The sequence below is a fragment of the Methylocaldum szegediense genome (genome assembly GCF_949769195.1).
Lineage (GTDB): Bacteria > Pseudomonadota > Gammaproteobacteria > Methylococcales > Methylococcaceae > Methylocaldum > Methylocaldum szegediense.
Map to the genome: position 1 here is coordinate 3,338,518 of NZ_OX458333.1, position 19,415 is coordinate 3,357,932.

Below are 19,415 nucleotides of genomic sequence, written 5' to 3' on the forward strand. Positions count from 1 at the left end.
GCTGTTCACCATTTCTCGTACGGCATATGCCGGTCACGGCGGCGCCGATTCGATCTCTCAAAATCTATCGGTTGGTGCGGATGCTCGATGACAGCGCGCAAGGAAAACATGTCTGTATGACCTGTCCTTTCCTACCGGCATAGGTTCTGGTTCCTCACATCGATTCAAGAGCGAGAATCGCCGATCGATCGCTCATCACACCGGTAAGCAGCGCCATCGGCTACGCCATTGAGCACGCCGAGCTCCTTGAAGCTTTTCCAGACCACATGCGTGGCGCCGATCGCATCGGCCTTCTTCAAGGCCCGAACCTTTGCCGCGTGGCGCCAATTCATGTCCTTCCCGTATCCCGAAGAGCCCGTTACATCGGCAATAAATCGGCAATTCTCTAGGTTCGGCTGGAAAAGCTCTTTCGGTTCGGCGTTTGAATCGCTCAACGCAATTCCAACGACAACGAAAGCCGCGATGACGCGGAAAGCGATAGACATCATGACGACTTCCTCCGGCAAAGAATGGCAGCGGCAGACTCTGCGTCATCAAGGGTTGTACGTAAGGTTTCGACGGAAAAACCCTCGATGCACCGAGTTGCTACTTAGATCGAGGCGGCGATGCAGGGTTCGCTCGCCGTTTGCCGAATAGGCGCCGGCAGCGCTATGCCGCAAGCATTGGGCACAAGTCGTCGTTGAAACTGCGATAAGAAAACGATGGGATCCCGTTTCGTTGGTGCCTATGTCGGGTCCCGAGCTCTCAAGTAGTTTTTCCACCCGCCGTATTCGGTGATGTCGAACGCGTCTGCCACCGCATAGGCTTCGCAGAGGAAGCCTTGCACGCGTTCGCCGTCATCGAGCTCCACGGAGCCTATCCCTAAGGGAGCCGGGATTTCCGCGACAAAACTGCCGAACTCCGACACCGGCAGCTCCCAGACCTCGACTTCGATGGCGGCACCGGGGACTTGCCGCAGCAGTCCGGGACGCTTGCCGTCCGGAAGGGCATAGAGGCGATAGCTCGGCGCCGTGCGGGTTGCCTTGACCAGCCTTCCTCTACGGCGGGTCAGTTGTCCGTTGAGCGGAAGTCCGGACAAGTGGGCGCCGCAGACGGCGATCCGGACATGGCCCGGTTTTTCCCGCTCGGATTGGGAAGAAGGCGCCGGCAAGGGCTGGCCGGTGGCGCCCATCGTCAGTCCGGCGGCGTAATGCAGCCGTTCGGCCAGATTCAGCAGGGCGTGATCGCTGCCGGCCGGGGCGAACAGCGTAATGCCGAACGGCAGGCCGCCCGAATTGAACCCGCCTGGCACGGCGACGGCGGCGAGGCCCATCAGATTCATGAAGTTGGTGTAATAGCCGAGATTGCTGTTGAGCCGAACGGGATCGGCCTCGACCTCGGCAATCCGGTAGATCGTTCCCGTGGTCGGCGTCAGGATGACGTCCGCTTGCGCCCAAGCTTCCTCCGCGGCCCGCTTTAGAGCCATGAGGCGATAGAAGGCGGCGAAGGTATCGCTTGCCAAGTAGTGCTTGCCGCGCTCGATGATCGTGCGCGTGACCGGGTAGACGGCATCCGGGTCTCTATCCAGCAGCTCGCGTATCGTCAGATAGCGCTCCGCGACCCAGGGACCTTCGTACAACAGGCGGCCCGCTTCGAGAAACGGGGCAAAATCGATTTCGATTCTTAGGCCACCGATGGCTTCCAGCCTTTCCGCGGCGGCCGCGAACAGCCGCTCAGCGTCCTTATCGCCGAAGAATTCGAGCTGGTCGGGCCGCGGCACGCCGAAGCGGAAGCGTTCGGCGAATTCGGGCCGAACCGTTCCATCGCATCGGGTATAAGGATCGGACGGGTCGAACGCCGCCGCTACCCGGAACACCCGGCGCGCATCGCCGGCGGTCAAGGCGAATATCGACACGCAATCCAGCGAACGGCAGGCCGGTACGACGCCCGAGGTGCTGATGACGCCCGGCGTGGGTTTGAGCCCGACAAGATTGTTGAACGCCGCCGGCACCCGCCCGGACCCGGCGGTATCGGTACCCAAGGCGAAGCTGACCCATCCCTTGGTCACGGCCACCGCCGAGCCCGAACTCGAGCCTCCGGAAATATAGTCCGGATCGAAGGCGTTCGGGCAGGCGCCATAGGGCGAGCGGGTGCCGGTCAGACCGGTCGCGAACTGGTCCAGGTTGGTCTTGCCGATGGGAATCGCGCCCGCCTCGATCAGCTTGCGGACGGCGAAAGCCGATCGCTCGGGATGGTAGGCGTAGGCGGAACATGCGGCGGTGGTCGGAGCTCCCGCCAGGTCGATGTTGTCCTTGATGGCGAAAGGAATGCCGTACAAGGGCAATTCGGCCGGCGAGCGCCGCTCCAGTGCCCGGGCATATCCCAGGACTTCATCGGCCGGCAAACGGTAAATCCAGACCGGTTGCTCGGGTTCGGTGTCCAGCCGGGCGAGCAGGGCTTCGATCAAGCGGACCGGCGTGATACGGCCCCGGCGGTAGGCCGCCGACAAGGTTTTGATATCGAGACTGGCCGGAAAATGATTGATCATTGGTTGTTCTCCGTTTGCAGCACGAGCAGATCCTGCCCGGCGGCCACCGGGCCGCCTTCGGTGCAGAAAACCCTCCACACGGTGCCGGCGGCCGGAGCCTGAACGTGAATCTCGGTTTTCATGGATTCGACGATCACCAGGAGATCGCCGGCCTCTACCCGGTCGCCCTCTCCCACCGCGATTTTCCAGACGCTGCCGGCGACATGGGACGCGACGGCCCGTGCGCCGGGCGGCAGATCGAGCTCGGTATCCACCGCCGCTTCGGCCACGGCATGATCGTCGGCAAAGCTCGGTTCCGAACCGGCCCAGCGTTCCCGTTCCGCCTCGAACGCCGCCTGCTGTTTCGCCTTGAATGCGGCGATTTCCTCCCGGTGGGTCTCCAAGAACCGGTTGTACTCTCCGAGGCTGAAGGTTTCCTCGCGGATGTCCAGCTTCAGGCGTCCCCGGATGAAATCCTCGCGGTAGCGCGTCAGTTCGTCTGCCGTGACCGGGAAGAAGCGGATCTGATCGAAGAAGCGCAGCAGCCAGGGTTTTCCGTCCTGGAAATCGGCGGTTTGGCGATACCGATTCCACATTTGCACGGTGCGTCCCGCCAACTGGTAGCCGCCCGGACCTTCCATGCCGTACACGCACAGGTATGCACCGCCGATACCGACCGCATTTTCGGGCGTCCAGGTGCGAGCGGGGTTGTACTTGGTCGTCACCAGCCGGTGGCGCGGATCGAGGGGTGTCGCCACCGGCGCGCCCAGATAAACGTCGCCGAGGCCCAGGACCAGATAGCTGGCCTCGAACACGATCCGCTTGACCTCTTCAATGCTGGCTAGGCCGTTGATGCGGCGGATGAATTCGATGTTGCTGGGACACCAGGGCGCATCCTTGCGCACCGATTGCATGTACTTTTCGATGGCCAGCCGCGTGGACGGATCGTCCCAGGAGAGCGGCAGGTGGACGATGCGGGTCGACACTTCCATGTCGTCGATCGCCGGCAGTTCGCTCTCCGCGGCTATGAGCAGATCGAGCAACCGTTCCTGCGGGATCGCGCGATCGTTGAAATGGACCTGGAGCGAGCGAATGCCCGGGGTGAGGTCGACGATGCCGGCGATGTTTTGTTCCTTCAGCCACTCCATCAGGGCGTGAACCCGGAACCGGAGATTGAGGTCGAGCACCGGCGGACCGTATTCGATGAGCAGGTTGCGATCGCCGGACCGGCGGTAAACTACCGCGGGATTGGAGCCTTCGCCCGGCCTTTCGTGAAGCACCGGGCTGCAAAGCGCGCGCGGATCGTTCCCGTGAAGCGCCGTCTGTCTTCGCGGTTCCGCACGCTTCGGGGTCTCGCCGCCACCGATAAGGGCCAGGGAAGCGTCGATCTCATCCTCCAGCGCGCGGGCCTGCTCCAGGGTAATGGGCCGGAAGCGCACCGTATTGCCTGGGCGGAGTTGTCCCAACTTCCACAGTTCGGCCTGGACGACCGTGACCGGACAAACGAAGCCGCCGAGGCTGGGGCCGTCGGGCCCCAGGATGACCGGCATGTCACCGGTAAAGTCGACGGCGCCGACGGCATAAGCGTTGTCGTGAATGTTGGACGGATGCAGCCCCGCTTCGCCGCCGTCCAGCCGGGCCCATTGGGGTTTGGGGCCGATCAGCCGGATTCCGGTGCGGCTGGAGTTATAGTGCACCTCCCAATCCGTGGCGAAGAAGGTTTCGATGTCCTCATGGGTAAAGAAGTCCGGTGCGCCTTGGGGCCCGTAAAGCACGCCGATTTCCCAGGCGTCGGTATAGCTCGGAATCAGGTCCGCCGGGGGACGAAGGCGTGCCGGCGTCGTTGCGGCCGGCTTTGCGAGATGCAGCACGTCGCCGGTGCGGAGCGCGCGTCCGCCATGGCCGCCGAAGCATCCGAGCGTGAAAGTCGATTTGGAGCCGAGATAATCGGGTACGTCGAAGCCTCCGGCGACCGCAAGATAGGCGCGGCAACCGTGGCCGTCGACCGGGCCGATGCGGAGGACTTGCCCCGCTTTGACCGGGTGCGCGGTCCACAGGGGCAGCGGTTCGCAGTCGAGTTCGGCGCGCATCGCCGCGCCGCACAGCGCGATCAGCGCCTCGCAGTTGAACCGCAGGGTCGGACCGGTGACGGTCGATTCGAGTGCCGCCGTTCCCTCGGCGTTGCCGACCAGCCGGTTGGCAATGCGGAAAGCGAGGGCATCCATGGGGCCCGACGGCGGCACCCCGACGTCCCAATAACCGAGCCGGCCGGGATAGTCCTGTATCGTGGTCTGGGTACCCGGTTCCAGCACTTCGAGCGTACGCCGGCGATATTCGAACCCGGCGAGATAACCCGTGGTCTGGCCGCCTTCCCGGAATACCCGGTCGTCCGCGATCTGGCGGAGATAATCGAGGTTGGTTTCGATGCCGGCGAGCCGGGTCTCGGCCAAGGCGTGTTTCAAGACCGCGATGGCGCGGTCGCGATCGGCGGCATGCACGATCAGCTTGGCCAGCAGGGGATCGTAGAACGCGGGCACCTCGAGTCCTCGCATTAACCAATGATCCACCCGCACGCCTTCCGGAAACGACACTTCGGTGAGGAGTCCGGAAGACGGCTGAAAATTGTTGCCGGGGTCCTCGGCATAAATCCGAACCTGTATCGACGAACCTTCGGGTCGGTGCCGATAGCGGTCGAAAAACGCCCGCTCGCCCGCGGCCAGCCGCACCATCCATTCGACCAGGTCGACCCCGGTGACCGCTTCGGTGACGCCGTGCTCCACCTGCAGGCGGGTGTTGACCTCGAGGAAATAGAACTGGTCCGTCGCCGCGTCGTACACGAATTCCACCGTGCCTGCCGAGCGGTAATGGACGGCGCGCCCCATGGCCAGGGCATGCCTATAAAGTTTCTCCCTTAGCTCTGGACTCAAACCCGGCGCCGGCGTTTCCTCGACCACCTTCTGGTTGCGGCGTTGCAGCGAGCAGTCCCGTTCGCCGAGATGCAGAACGCCCCCTTGTCCATCGCCGAAAATTTGCACTTCGATATGGCGGGCGCGTTCGACGAATTTTTCCAGATAGAGTCCGGCGTTCTTGAAATTGGCGGCGCCGAGGCGTTGAACCGAGTCGTAGGCCGCCACGAGTTCGGATTCGCTCCGGCACAATCGCATGCCGATCCCTCCGCCGCCCGCGGTGCTTTTCAGCATCACCGGAAAACCGATGCGCCGTGCCTCGGTCAGAGCATGCCGGGTGTCGGTCAGGAGTCCGGTTCCGGGCAGCAAAGGAACGCCGTTCGCCTCGCCGATTTCTCGGGCCGTGTGCTTGAGTCCGAATTTTCGGATCTGCTCAGGCGTCGGGCCGATGAAAACCAGCCCGCGTTCGGCGCAGGCCTCGGCGAAAGCGGCGTTCTCGCTCAGGAAGCCATAACCCGGATGGATGGCCTCCGCGCCGCTTCTTCGCGCCGCATCCAGGATGCGGTCGATGCGGAGATAGCTTTCGGCGGCGGGCGGTGGGCCGATGCAGATGGCTTCATCGGCTTCTTCCACGTGGCGGGCGTGGGCGTCAGCCTCCGAATAAACCGCCACGCTGCGGATTCCCAAGCGGCGCAGGGTACGTTGAATACGGCAGGCGATCTCGCCGCGATTGGCGATCAATACCTTGTGGAACATCGGTGTTCTTGCTCTTTCAGGAAGTGGCGGGCCGTCCCGCCGTTTTGGTAAGCCACGGGTCGTCCCGCGGCGAATCGAATCGTTGCTGGTAGGCCCCGAGGCCGGATGCCTCCCGGCCGGTGCGGTCGCTCATCCGTTCCACACGAGCAGCCGGATCGGCGTCGGGTTGTAGGCGTTGCATGGGTTGTTGAGCTGCGGACAGTTGGAGATCAGCACCATCACGTCCATCTCCGCGCGCATCTCGACATATTTGCCCGGTGCCGAGATGCCGTCCGCGAAGCACAGGCCGCCTTCGGGGGTTACCGGCACGTTCATGAAGAAATTGATGTTGGCGGTGATGTCGCGCTTGTTCATGGCGAGCCGGTGGGCGCGATCGCTGTGGGCCAGGGCATGCAGGAAGTTGTCGCGGCAGCTGTGCATGGGGCGCTTGTCGAGCGCATAGCGCACTGTGTTGCTTTCAGCGGCACAGGCACCTCCCAACGTGTCGTGGCGGCCGCAGGTGTCGGCGACGATGGTCAGCATCGGCCGTCCCTCGCTGGAATACAAAACCGACCCGACTCCGAGATAAAGATTGCCCTGGCGGCGTATGGTATCCACGGCGCTGTAGCGTTCTTCGGGATCATCGGCGTTGTAGAACAGGGTGTCCACCGCCTGGTTGCCCTCCAGGTCGACGATGCGAAAGATCTCGCCTTTCTTCACCACCCCGGTCCAGGGTTCGCCGGCCGGACAGATCTCGTCGAGAACGGCGTTTTCGGGGACGAGCGTGCTTTCGATCAACATGGGTGTCCTCCTAGCAAGCGTAAAAGCGTTCCGTATTGATGAAACCGCGCCGATTTTGCTCGCAAGAAGTGCGGCACAGGTCGCTTTCGTCGGCGGGCCCCGCATGCCAGGCAGTCAGCTTGACCGCCGCCGGCTGGTATTCCGGCTTCGGGTCCAGAGGGTGCGGTGCGGTCGAAAGCACCACCAGCACGTTCATGTCGAAGCGCAGATCGATCACGTCGCCGGCCCGGCTGTGCCCGGAATGGAAGTGAAGCCGGCCGTCCGCATCCGCCGTCACCTTGCTGAAGAAATTGACGTTGGCGACCAGGTCGCGCTTGCCCAAGCCCCATTTGCCGAGTTCGATCAGGAGGCCGTCCCGGCCGCTGCGGTACATGTCGTTGCGGTGGGTCTGGAAAGTGGCGGTGCCGTATCGGGCCTGGATCAATGCGTTGTCGCTGGTACCGCATATGGTGTCGTGCCAGCCGACCGAATCGTGGATGATCGAGCACAGCACCCGCCCCATGTCGGAGTAGCACACGTGGCCGGCGGTGAGAAAAGCGGTGTGCTGGGCCTTCAGCGTATCCGGCATGTTGTAGCGTTCCAGCTTTTCCTCCTGGTTGTAGAACAGCGCCGAGACGTTGGCGCCGCCCTCCAGATCGGTGAGGCGCAGCGCCGAACCGCGCCGCATCAGACCGGACCAGTGATTGCCGCCGGGAACCGTCTCTTCCCAGAGGATTCGGTCAGGAGTGAAGGTAATCGTCATGCTTGACCTCTCATCATCGAAAAATGAACACAAAAGAAGCGCCGCCGTTCTTGGCCGTAGGGCTGGCATCGACACCGGTCACGGTCTTGCGGCAGCCCCCGGCTGTGCGGTGGCCGTGAGCTTTTCCAGCATTCCGCGGTCGGTTTGCATCCCCGAAGTGGCGCGGATGCGGGACAGGATTTCCCGTTTCAGCTCGGTGAATTCGGGAGACAGCTTCATGTCCTGCTCGCGTTCCGGCGGCAGCGGAACCTCGTAGATCGAGTCGATCCGTCCGGGACGGGGCGCCATCAGAACCACCCGGTCGCCGAGGTAGATCGCCTCTTCCACGTCATGGGTGACGAATACGATGGTGGGCTTTTCCAGCGCGAACACATGCAGGATGAGATCGTGCATCACCTCGCGCGTCTGCGCGTCGAGCGCGCCGAACGGCTCGTCCATCAACAGGATGTCCGGCCGGTTCATCAGTGCGCGGGCGATGGCCACGCGCTGCTGCATGCCCCCGGAAAGCTGGTTGGGATAGGCGTTTTCGACCGGGCCGAGTCCCATCAGCCCTATCAGGGCGTCGGTACGCCCGGAAGCGATTTCGACGTCGGCCGAGGTGATCTCTTCGCGCTTGATCTTGAGCGAGCGGCAGAAGCGGATGTTTTCGCGCACCGTAAGCCACGGGTACAGGCTGTAATGCTGGAACACCATGGCGCGCTCGGCTCCGGGGCCGGTCACCGGCCGGCCGTCCACCCGGATTTCGCCCGAGCTGAGGTCCTCCAGGCCGCCGATGCTGCGCAGCAGGGTGGATTTGCCGCAGCCCGAAGCGCCCACCAGGGTGACGAATTGGTTGGCGCGAATGTCGAGGTCGACCTTCTCGAGCGCGGCGATGCGCCGTCCCCCGGTGTCGAACAGCTTGCTGGCTCGTCTGATTTCGATCTTGGCCGTCATGGTGATCACTTGATGTAAAGCCAGGGGAAAGCCTTGCGGTGCAGCCAGCGGAACGACTGGTCCATCAGCAGCCCGAACAGGCCGATCAGGAGAATGCCGGCGAAAATCTTGTCGGTCTGCAGAAAGCGCTGCGCCTTGAGGATGGCGAAGCCCAGCCCTGAATTGGCGGCTACCAGCTCGGCCACGACCAGGTAGGTCCAGGCCCAGCCCATGGTGACGCGCAGCGTATCCAGGAGCGCCGGTTTGGCCGACGGCAATATCACCAGCCGGATCAGTTCGCCGCGCGTCGCGCCCATGGTTTGCGCCGCCTCGATCTGGGCCATGGGCACGCGGCGGATGTCTTCGGCCATCATCAGCACCATCTGGAAAAAAGTGCCGATGAAGATGATGGCGATCTTGGCGCTCTCTTCGATGCCGACCCACAGCATCACCAGCGGAATGAAGGCCACCGCGGGCATGTAGCGGATGAAATCGGTGAGCGGTTCGAACAGCGCCTGCAGCGGCCGATAAGTGCCGATCAGCAGCGCCAGCGGCAGGGCCAGCACGGCGGAGATGGCGAACCCGGCAGTCACCCGGTAGACGCTGATCCAGATGTCGCCCAGCAGGTCGTCTTCGGCGAACCAGCCGTAGATCCGGGTAGCCACTTCTTCCGGCGCCGGCATGAACACCTTGTCCACCCAGCCGCTATGGGCCAGTCCCCACCAGGCCGCCAGCGGCGCCAAGAGGCCCAGCAGCGCGAGAACCAGATAGTCGCGGCGGCCGATCTGTCCCCGTATCACCCACCATCGCCGGCGCGGGTTTGGAATTCCGCTGTCGCATCGAGCTGCCATTCTCTTTCCTCGATTGAAGCCGTTAAGAAAAGGTGCGAGTGTCCGCGGCGAAGAAGAATCGCTGCCTATTTCCTGTTCGCGATTTCTTTTATCAGCGAGCCGTCCACACCCTTGGCGAAGTCCACGGAGCCTTCCATCAGCCGGTTGTCGAGCAGGAAGTCGGAGGTGGTGGGTGCGACGTTGAGCAGCGACCGGGGTTGGTCGGACAGGCCGAAAGCTTCGAGGTTATCGGCCTCGGCGAAGAACTTGGTGCCGGACAGAAAAATCTTGTACTCGTCGGTCTTGAGGCCGACGACCTTGGACATGATCTTGACCGCCTGGTCCGGGTGTTCGCGAATGAACGCTTCGGTGTCGTACCAGGCCTCGATCATGCCCAGGAAATCTTTGCGGTGGGCGGCGAGGGATTTTTCCTGCACGACCAGGAGGTCGGGTATCAGTCCGGGGATGTCCTTGGAGCTGAACAGCGCTTTTCCCTTGCCCGACAGCTCGATCTTGTTGACCCAGGGGTTCCATACCACGGTGGCGTCGACACGACCGCTCAGGAAGGCCGCCGCGGCGTCGCCGGCGGACAGGTTGACGATCTCGACGTCCGCCTGCGTCATGCCGTTCTTGGCCAGCGCGGTCGCCAGCAGGAAATGGGAGACGCTGAACTGCTCCAGCGCGATCTTCTTGCCCTTGAGGTCGGCGAAGCTCTTGATCTTGGGGCTGACCATCAGAGCGTCGTTGCCGGCCGAGTTGTCGTTGACCAGTATGGCCTTGAGCGGAATGCCCTTGGCCAAAGGGGCCATGGTGTCGGACCAGGTCTGGCAATTGCCGTCCAGCTGGCCGGCCGACAACGCGGAAATGGAATCGGTGTAGTTGGCGAACCAAACCAGTTTGACTTTGGCGCCGTGCTTTTTGAAATAGCCGTTCTGTTCGGCCACGTACCAGGCGACCCAGCCCGGCCAGTCGCTGACGCCGATCTTGACCTCGGCGGGAGAGGGCAGGGGAAGCAGAAGAAGGCCGATCAGGGCCGGGAACGCGAGAAAACGGCGCAGGGCATGAGCGAATAGGGACGACATCACGGGGCTCCTTTTCGGAAATTACACGGCGAGAGGGCGAACCGGTTCTTACGAACCGTCACGACCTCCCGGGCTTTTATCCCGCCGTGTAACCCCGCGAGCCACGGGGCCGGAAACTCTCGGACCAGACGCCCCCGAGCGGAGGGGCCGGAACCCTAGTCGCCATTTGTGAACGGTGCCGCCGAATGGCGCACCTCTCGTTACGGATAAGAGTAGGCAGGATGCGTGCCAGCCACGAAATAGGCGGTTTCGGAAAGATTCGTGACGGATTTGTCCCATGCCGTGAACAATCATGGGGCAATTTATCGAGATTATGCTCATTTATGGTGCGAAGCACCGGCTTTTCTTCAGAGTGTGCGTTGTTTCGCGCCGCCGGAAACGGAGGGAAGCTCAGACCGACCGGGGATACGGACCGGATTTATTCTTTCCGAAACTCATGGCGCACTTTATGCTTTTGTCGTCTTTCGACGACTCACAGGGCTCCGCTGTTTAAGCGTAAGAAACACAGGAGCCTGAACTCATGAAAAACATCAAATCGAAGCGTCATCTGGCACTCATCGCGGGCGGGCTGATGAGTATCGGTGACCCGGGCCGGGCCGAAGAGGCATCCGGTTTATTGGGGGGATTAAAGTTCATCAACGAATCAGCCTGGATGAAATCCCTGGGGCTGACCCTGACCGGCTGGATGGACGCCGGTATTACCTACAACGCCAACGATCCGGCGGACAACTACAACGGTCCCGTGATCTTCAACGATAGATCCGGCGAGTTTCAGCTCAATCAGTTGGTGGTGGACTTGTCGCGAACCGTGAACGTCGAGGGCGGCGATTGGGACGTGGGCGGAAAGCTGACGTTCATGTTCGGTACCGATGCCCGGACCAACACCATCAACGCTTACGGCGACGGTCATTGGGACAACGACTTGATCGGCAACGACACGCGGTTCTACAAAATCGCGCTTCCCAACGCCTATATCGACGTGTTCGCGCCGTTCGGCAACGGACTCACGGCACGGCTGGGCCGTTTCTATACCATCATGGGCTATGAAACGGGTTTGTCTCCGGACAACTTCTTTTATTCCCACCCGTATACCTTCCAGTACGGCGAACCTTTCACCCATACCGGGGTTATGTTCACCTACCCGGTCGTCAGCAATTTACTGGTCACTCTGGGGGCCGTCACCGGCGGACACAATCAGTTCGGCGGATCGCTGGACGGCAACGCGGGCTGGGACGGATTCGACAAGAATATGGAGAACTGGAATTTTCTGGGCGGCGTTTTCTGGAATACCGACGATCATGCGACGTCGGTCGGATTCTCGATTATCACCGGGGATGTCAACGCCGATAACGACCTCGACGATTTTCGCCGGAAAACGGGTATCGACAAAAAGGACAATCGCACCTTCTACAGTTTCATTTTCAAGCAGGATTTCACCGATCACCTGCACTATGTCTTCCAGCACGATCACGGCATAGAGCAACAACATCCGTTGAACAACTTCAAGGACGCTCAGTGGTACGGCATTCAGCAGCAACTGATCTACGATGTCACCGATACCGTGGGCGTGGGATTGAGGGGCGAGTGGTTCCGCGATGATGACGGCGTGCGGGTTGCGCAAATGCGTCCCGGCTGCGCCGTCCTCGCCTCCGGACCCGCCAGCTATTACGGCGTTACCCTAGGCGTCAACTGGAAACCGGTGGACTGGGTCGTCCTTCGCCCGGAAGTCCGATACGACTGGGCCGACGGCATAGACAACTATGACGCGCGCAAGAAAAGCGACCAGTTTTTATTCGCTGTCGACGCGGTCATCAAGTTCTGAGGAGTTCCATTCTCAGCCGGGGATCTAGAGCATCATTCGTAGGATGGATAGACCGAAGTGAAACCCATCGATGGTGGGGTAGCTGTCAAGTCCCGCAAGATCGTAAACCTTCTTTCGAAAAAGATGAGGATGGGACAGTTGCCAGTTTTTGAGAGCCTGGATCGGGGTGAGATGGCCTAAGGCCTTTTGGGGAATGTGATGATTGTACAGCTCGACATAGCGGTGCAAGGTGGTGTCCAGATCGGCGGTTGAATCGAAGTGATGGGTTTGCAACACCTCCTCGATGCGGCCATTGAAGCGTTCCACCAGGCCATTCGTTTGGGGCCGGCCCGGCGGAATCAGGCGATGTTCGATGCCTTGTTCAGTACAGAGGCGGTCAAACTCATGCGTCCCCGAGGGCTGCCGAGTTCGGGTCAGGAAACGGTCGGTAAACTCCGAGCCGTTGTCGGTCAGGCATTTCTGGATGCGGAAAGGAGCGGCCTGAATCACCGCTTTGAGGAAGTCCTTGGCGCTTAAGGCGGAGCGGTTGGGCTTGAGGGCGACATAGACCCAGCGGGTGGCGCGGTCGATGGCGACGAACAGGTATCGGCGGGGTTCGCCGTCGATGGCGGGCAAGTACTTAACATCCAGGTGAAGGAAGCCGGGCTCATAGGCCTTGAAGGGTTTGACCTTCGCCTTCTCTGTAGGCGGAAGCAGGGTCTTGAGGGACGCCACCCCGTGGCGGCGCAGGCAGCGGTCTAGCCCGGAACGGGACACGGCGGGATTGAGAAATTCCCGGGTCACGGCCAGGAGATCATCCAAGGGGAGGAGCAGAGCTTGGCGGAGGTAGACCACGATGGCTTCCTGGGCGGGCGTGAGCGTGGTTCTGAGGGTGTGGGGCCGGTGTGAGGCATCTTCGACCGAGGATCGGTGTTTCCACTTGCGGACGGTCGTTCGGCTAATGCCATGCTTTTGGGCCAAGGCGCGCTCGCTCAACGTGGACGCTTGAATGGCCTGCCGAACGGCCGGGGTGGTACGGGCGTTCTTATGAAGACGAATCTGCATGGAGAGAAACCTCACTTGGACGAACCGAATATCTCCTGGAGAAGGCTCCGGGCTTCGAACAGAGCATAACTCCTTCTCGGTAAATAATCACACGAGACGCGACAGGTAGCCGCTCGGGACAGGCCCTTCGACAGGCTCTGCGTAAACCGCCGACCCTTCGGCTTGGCTCAGGACAGGTTCGAGGTTGCATGGTGGGTTACGGCGCACACAAAGCGAAGTGGTTGGTCATCAGTCAGTGCTGAGGTGCGCCGAACCCACCTTACATGCCTGCAAATGGTGGCGCTACCGGCTGCATTTTTTGCTTAATGCAGCAAGGTCAGTTCCCGCCGGCTATCGCGTTCGCTCTGGCGTATGGTGTAGATCCGGCAATCGTCACCGATGACTTTGAAATACCGGTGCTCGGGCGTGGTCCAGCGGTTGAGGATTTCTACCTTAATTTTGTGGTCGTCGATCAACAACCGTCGCGGTTCTTCGTCGCCACGATAGCTCGCGTAACAGAACACGCGAATTTCAGAAAAATGTTCACGTTTCATGCGCGGTAGAACTGTCTAAGGGTCACGCTCCTTAGACAGTTCCACCGCGCTTGTATCGTCAGGTTGACGCAAAAAAGAAAGGGCGAATCCAGAATTCGGCTCAAAACGCCTCGTCTTTGAACGCCATGATGCTGCCGCTGCCAGACATAATGGCGGAAAAGAGTCCCGAGGTTTTGGGCAAGATGCGCTCCATGAAGAACCGGGCGGTATCGAGCTTTGCCTGGTAAAACCCGGTCGTATCGCTTTCGACCTTCGTTTGCGCGATTTCTGCCATGCGTGCCCAGCAATAGGCCATGGCCGTGAAGCCGAACAGATGGAGATAGTCGTATGCCGCAGCGCCGGCTTCGTTAGGATCGGCGAGACTGCGCTCGGCGATGAAAGCCGTTGCCCGTTGTAACCTGCTGAATGCCTTGGCCAGCGGCTCGGTGACGAAGGACAGGCGGGTTTGCCCGGTGCGTTCGTCCAGATAACGCTGGACCGGATGGAAGAAGCTGCGCAAAAACCTACCCGCGTGCGCGGGCAGTTTGCGCCCGACCAAGTCCATCGCCTGGATGCCGTTGGCACCCTCGTAAATCTGCGCGATGCGGGCATCGCGCACGAACTGTTCGATGCCGTTTTCTCGGATGTAGCCGTGCCCGCCGTAAACCTGCATGGCCAGATTGGCGGTCTCGAACCCGAGATCGGTGAAGAAGGCCTTCACGATAGGCGTCATCAAGGCGACGAAGTCCTCGGCTTCCTGGCGGACAGCCGGGTCCGGATGCCGGTTTTCCTTGTCGAGATGTGCGCCCACCCAGGCCGAAATCGCCCGCATGCCTTCGGTATAGGCGCGCATCGTCAACAGCATGCGCCGTACGTCTGGATGCACAATGAGGGGATCGGCCGGCTTGTCGGGGTATTTGGGACCGGTCAAGGCGCGGCCTTGCAGGCGCTCCTTGGCATAGGCCACGGCATTTTGATAAGCCACTTCGCCGAGCCCGAGACCCTGCAAGCCGACTTCGAGGCGGGCGCTGTTCATCATGACGAACATGGCACGGAGCCCTTTATGAAGTTCTCCGATCAAATAGCCGGTAGCGTCTTCGAGGCTGATGCTACAAGTGCTCGACGCCTTGATCCCCATCTTGTGCTCGATCGCCGTGCAAAAGATGCGGTTGCGGCGGCCGAGGCTACCGTCCGGATTGACCAGGAACTTCGGCACCAGGAACAGGCTGATCCCCTTTACGCCGGGCGGAGCGTCGGGCGTGCGCGCCAGGACCAAATGGATGATGTTCTCGCTGAGGTCTTGCTCGCCGCCCGAAATAAAAATCTTGTTGCCGGTGAGCCGATATGTACCGTCCGGTTGCGGAACCGCCTTGGTGCGGAGTAGGCCGAGGTCGGTGCCGCATTGCGGCTCGGTGAGACACATGGTGCCGGTCCAGCGTCCCTCCACCATCTTCGGAAGATAGAGATTCTTGATCTCCTCGGAGGCGGTCTTGAGCAACAGGAAATAGGCGCCGTGGGTCAGCTTGGTGTAGATGGCGAAGGATAGATTGCTCGCCGACATCATTTCCGAGGTCAGCACGTATACGGTTTCCGGGAGTCCTTGCCCGCCGTATTCCGGAAGGCTGGTTAGACTCGTCCAGCCGCCTTCCCGGAAGCGCTGATACGCTTCCTTGAAGCCACGCGGGGTATAGACCTCGCCGTTTTCAAACCGGCAGCCCTCTTCGTCCCCACTCCGGTTGAGAGGGAAGAGAATGTTTTCGGCCACTTTGGCCATTTCCTCCAGGACCGCGTCCACCAGTTCGGGCGGCACGTCCTCCATGCCGGGCATGTCCTCCAGGTGCTGGTCGGCCAGGAATTCGTGATAGACGAAGCGCATATCGCGCAAGGGAGCTTTGTAGGTGGCCATGGCTAGTTCCTCAAAGGCTTACCGGTTTCCAGCATGTGTTCCATGCGGGCGATCGTTTCTTTGCGCTTGACCAGGTCCATGAAGTTGCGCCGCTCCAAGGCGAGAAGATCTTCCTCGGACAAAGGTTTGAGGATATCGGTCTCGCCTCCCGTGAGCACATCGGCCAGAGCGCCCGCGACCACGGCATCGTAGGCCGTGGCCTTGCCGAGGCGCAGGTACTGGCCGACCGCCATGTCCAGCGCGGCTCGGCCTGAAGGTCCCGGGAGATAAAACACCGGCGGCTCGGGTGGCGTGTAGTTTTCGCTCAGCGCCAGCGCTTTTTCCTTGGCATCGAACAGCAGCCGGTCGCGGTTCATGGTAATGTCGTCGTCGCGACGCAGGAACAGCAGGTCTTTCGCTTCCTGGGCCGATTTCGACACCGTTGCGACACTGACCGTTTCGAATACCCGGGCGACGGGGGCCATCGGGCCTTGGGGAGAGTTCTTGTCGGCGAAAGCACGCAGCAGCATTTCCTTGCAGCCGCCCCAGCCGGGAATCACACCGACGCCGGCTTCCACCAGTCCCATGTAGAGTTCGGCATGAGCCTGCACGGCGTCGCAATGGAGCAGGATTTCGCAGCCGCCGCCGAGAGCCATTCCCGAGGGCGCGCCGACCACGGGGAAGGGAGCGTATTTGAGTGCCTTGAAGGCCTCTTGGCCCTGTTTGACCATATTCTCCACTTCCGGCCACAGCGCGATGTTGATCCCGAAGAGGAGTATGCCGAGATTCGCTCCGGCCGAAAAATTTTCGGCTTCGTTGTAGATCACCAGCGCCCGGTAATCGTTGCGCACGATGTCTATGGCCTTGTGGATCAGCTTGAGCACCAGGGGATCGAAGGTGTTCATCTTGCTCTGGAATTCCAGGCAGACGACGCCGTCGCCCACGTCCCAAAGGCTTGCCGAAGGATTCTTCGCCAGAGGCTTGCTGCGCCGCTTGATGTCGGCCAGCAGCAGGACGCCAGGCGGACGGTTCACCGCTCGTAAACTGGGTTTGCTTCCCGCCGTGTCGGTGAATGCGAGCCCGTGCAGCCGGTCGTCGACGACTTGGTAAAAAGGTCCTTCGTGTCGAAGTAGCGGGGGTACAGGTTTGCCCAGGGATTCAAGTAGCCGGACCAGGTTTTCGGCGCCAATCCGGTCGATCAGCTCGAACGGGCCGTACTGCCAGTTGTAGCCTAGCCGCATGGCGCGGTCGACCGATTCCAGATCGTCGGCGATGTCCGGCGCCACCTCGGCGGCATAAGCCAGGGTCTGGGCGATGACGCTCCGGGCATATTCGGCGGTTTTGTCCTGGAACTGCAGCAGCCCGGCCAAGCCGCCCGTCTTCATTGCCGCGATACTGGCGAGTTCCGGCTTGGTGCTGACCTGGTACTCGCCGGTTTGAAGGTCCAGCGCTTCCTTGATTCTTTCGCCACCAGCTCGATTCAAGCGATAGAATCCGCCCTTGCCTTTGCGTCCGGTACAGCCTTCCTCGATCATCCGCGTCACCCGTTCCGGCACCTGGGCGATGGCATGGAACGGATCGTTGGGCGGAAGCGCGCGGTCCATGCTGGGAACGATGTGGGGAACGAGATCGAGTCCCACCAGGTCGAGCAGGCCGAAAATCCCGGTTTTCGGGATACCGAACGGACGGCTGATGACGGTATCCGCCTCCTCGACAGTGAGCCCGAGGCGCAGGGCTTCCAGGAGCCCCAACTGTAGCCAGAAGATGCCGATGCGGTTGGCGATGAAACCAGGCGTATCCTTACAATGCACGATACTCTTGCCGAGCCGCCGATCGCCGAAGTCGACCAGCGCAGCCAGCGCATCGGGTCGGGTTTCGGGACCGTGAACGACTTCCAGCAACCGCATGTAGCGCGGCGGATTGAAAAAGTGCGTGATCAGGAAATCGCGCCGGAAACTCTCCGGCATGTTTCGTGTCAGCTCGGCGAGCGGGAGAGTGGAGGTATTAGAGGAAACGATCGAGCCGGGTTTGCGGACGTTCTCCAGGCTGCGATAGAGCTTGTGCTTGACGTCCAGTTTCTCGATCACCGCCTCGACGATCCAGTCGACCTCGGCGAGTTTTTCGAGATCATCCTCGATATTGCCGGGTGTGATCCGCGTGAGGTTCTTGCGGTGCATCAACGGGGGCGGATCGGTTTCCAGAAGCTTCTTCAAAGCGTTCCTGGCAACCATGTTCCGATCCGTTGCGCCTTCGGGCACGATATCCAGCAACAGAACCGGGACGCCGGCGTTGGCGGCCTGGGCCGCGATCGCCGATCCCATGACTCCCGCGCCGATGACGGCCATTTTTTCGATCTTCATATCGGCCTCACTTCGAGCTAGGGTGAAGGTTTGATTGTCCGGAAGCGGGCTCAAACCGCTTCCAGAATCGTCGCGATGCCTTGTCCGCCGCCTATGCACTGTGTCGCCAGGGCGTAGCGCTTCTTTTCCGTTTTCAGCAGCGCCGCCGCCTTGCCGGTGATGCGGGCGCCGCTCGCGCCGAGCGGATGGCCGAGCGCGATCGCTCCGCCGTGCAGGTTGAGCTTACTTTCGTCGATGCCGAGTTCTCGGACACAAGCCAGCACCTGGACCGCGAAGGCCTCGTTCAGTTCGATGATATCGATGTCCTCAAGAGCGAGTCCTGCGCGTTGCAACGCCTTGCGGCTCGCAGCGACTGGACCTATACCCATGATCTCGGGGGCGCAGCCGGCTACCGCGATGCTCTTGACGCGCGCCAAAGGTTCGAGGCCGTGGCGGGCTGCGTAATCCTCCGAGCAGACCAGGACCGCGGCGGCGCCGTCGGTGAGCGGCGATGAGGTTCCGGCCGTGACCACACCGTTCTCCCTAAAGGCGGGCTTGAGTCCGGCCAAGCCTTCCAGCGTGGTTTCGGGACGCGGACAGCCGTCCTCCGTTACCGTGCCATCGGGTGTCTCGATAGGAATCAGCTCGTCGTCGAATCCGCCCGCGGCTTTAGCTTCCCGCGTCTTACGCTGGCTGTCGAAGGCGAAGCGCTCCTGGTCGGCGCGACTGATGCCGTACCGCTCGACCAGGTTTTCCGCGGTTTCGCCCATGCTCATATATGCTCCCGGATGTTCACGGTAAAGCTTGGGATTCGGCATCGGATTGAAGCCCGTCATTGGCACCCGGCTCATGGATTCGACACCGGCACAGATGAACGCCTCGCCGGCATTCAGCTGAATGGCGCCCGCCGCCTGATGGATGGCTTGCATGGACGAGCCGCAGAAGCGGTTGATGGTGGTGCCCGCGACAGTCTCCGGGAGTCCCGCAAGGAATACCACGAGACGAGCCAGGTTGAAGCCTTGCTCGGCTTCGGGAAAAGCGCAGCCGAGTATCAGATCCTCGATGTCTTCGGGCTTGACGCCGGTCTTGCCCAGCAAGCCTTTGACTACTTGCGCGGCCAAGTCGTCGGGGCGGACGCCGCTGAGCTGCCCTTTCTTGGCCGGGGTGAACGGCGAGCGGCAGTAGCCAGCGATGACGACGTTTTTCATGGTCTTTCTCCTGACAGAACACGCCACAAAAGGACGGAGATCGCGCGATCTCCGAGACGGAAACGACAGTTTAAGGCAGCTCTGAATAAGC

14 protein-coding genes and 1 riboswitch are annotated in these 19,415 nt (G+C 61.4%); of the genes, 1 reads left to right on the plus strand and 13 read right to left on the minus strand.

The window, feature by feature from the left end; all coding sequences use genetic code 11:
- Positions 1-164: 164 nt before the first annotated feature.
- The 8 genes from QEN43_RS14355 to QEN43_RS14390 form a co-directional block, all read right to left on the minus strand.
- Positions 165-488: a hypothetical protein gene (locus tag QEN43_RS14355; protein WP_051331819.1), complete on the minus strand. Its 324-nt coding sequence runs from the start codon at positions 486-488 to the stop codon at positions 165-167.
- A gap of 236 nt (positions 489-724) precedes the next feature.
- Positions 725-2,527: an allophanate hydrolase gene (atzF, locus tag QEN43_RS14360; RefSeq protein ID WP_317963351.1), complete on the minus strand. Its 1,803-nt coding sequence runs from the start codon at positions 2,525-2,527 to the stop codon at positions 725-727.
- Complete coding sequence (uca, locus tag QEN43_RS14365; protein ID WP_026610901.1) at positions 2,524-6,168, minus strand: urea carboxylase; 3,645 nt, start codon at positions 6,166-6,168, stop codon at positions 2,524-2,526. Before uca ends, atzF begins: the two co-directional genes overlap by 4 nt.
- A gap of 129 nt (positions 6,169-6,297) precedes the next feature.
- Complete coding sequence (locus QEN43_RS14370; RefSeq protein WP_026610900.1) at positions 6,298-6,948, minus strand: urea amidolyase associated protein UAAP2; 651 nt, start codon at positions 6,946-6,948, stop codon at positions 6,298-6,300.
- A gap of 10 nt (positions 6,949-6,958) precedes the next feature.
- The gene (locus tag QEN43_RS14375) at positions 6,959-7,690 is read right to left on the minus strand and encodes an urea amidolyase associated protein UAAP1 (RefSeq protein ID WP_317963352.1); all 732 of its coding nucleotides are present in this window, start codon (positions 7,688-7,690) and stop codon (positions 6,959-6,961) included.
- A 78-nt stretch (positions 7,691-7,768) separates the two neighbouring features.
- Positions 7,769-8,623: an ABC transporter ATP-binding protein gene (locus QEN43_RS14380; RefSeq protein WP_317963353.1), complete on the minus strand. Its 855-nt coding sequence runs from the start codon at positions 8,621-8,623 to the stop codon at positions 7,769-7,771.
- Between the two features lie 5 nt (positions 8,624-8,628).
- A complete protein-coding gene (locus QEN43_RS14385; protein ID WP_317963354.1) occupies positions 8,629-9,453 on the minus strand; it encodes an ABC transporter permease in 825 nt (274 codons plus the stop codon).
- Between the two features lie 65 nt (positions 9,454-9,518).
- Positions 9,519-10,514 (minus strand): ABC transporter substrate-binding protein, encoded by a 996-nt coding sequence (locus tag QEN43_RS14390; RefSeq protein WP_317963355.1) that lies wholly within the window; start codon positions 10,512-10,514, stop codon positions 9,519-9,521.
- 63 nt (positions 10,515-10,577) lie between these two features.
- A riboswitch (guanidine-I (ykkC/yxkD leader) is annotated at positions 10,578-10,684 on the minus strand.
- Between the two features lie 350 nt (positions 10,685-11,034).
- On the opposite strand from QEN43_RS14390, the gene QEN43_RS14395 reads away from it, so the two are divergent.
- Positions 11,035-12,336 (plus strand): porin, encoded by a 1,302-nt coding sequence (locus QEN43_RS14395; RefSeq protein WP_317963356.1) that lies wholly within the window; start codon positions 11,035-11,037, stop codon positions 12,334-12,336.
- 24 nt (positions 12,337-12,360) lie between these two features.
- Here the strand turns inward: QEN43_RS14395 and QEN43_RS14400 are convergent, their stop codons facing one another.
- The 5 genes from QEN43_RS14400 to QEN43_RS14420 all read right to left on the minus strand — a co-directional run bounded on the left by QEN43_RS14400 (position 12,361) and on the right by QEN43_RS14420 (position 19,324).
- On the minus strand, positions 12,361-13,380 hold the full coding sequence (locus tag QEN43_RS14400; RefSeq protein WP_317963357.1) for an IS481 family transposase: 1,020 nt from the start codon (positions 13,378-13,380) through the stop codon (positions 12,361-12,363).
- A gap of 302 nt (positions 13,381-13,682) precedes the next feature.
- Entirely contained in the window at positions 13,683-13,913 is a 231-nt protein-coding gene (locus tag QEN43_RS14405) for a hypothetical protein (RefSeq protein ID WP_036269046.1), read from the minus strand.
- 100 nt (positions 13,914-14,013) lie between these two features.
- Positions 14,014-15,798, minus strand: a complete 1,785-nt coding sequence (locus QEN43_RS14410) for an acyl-CoA dehydrogenase C-terminal domain-containing protein (RefSeq protein WP_026610893.1) — start codon at positions 15,796-15,798, stop codon at positions 14,014-14,016.
- Positions 15,799-15,800: 2 nt separating this feature from the next.
- Positions 15,801-18,137, minus strand: a complete 2,337-nt coding sequence (locus tag QEN43_RS14415) for a 3-hydroxyacyl-CoA dehydrogenase/enoyl-CoA hydratase family protein (protein WP_317963358.1) — start codon at positions 18,135-18,137, stop codon at positions 15,801-15,803.
- Between the two features lie 50 nt (positions 18,138-18,187).
- Positions 18,188-19,324, minus strand: coding sequence for a thiolase family protein (locus tag QEN43_RS14420; protein ID WP_026610891.1), 1,137 nt, complete (start codon positions 19,322-19,324; stop codon positions 18,188-18,190).
- Positions 19,325-19,415: the final 91 nt, after the last annotated feature.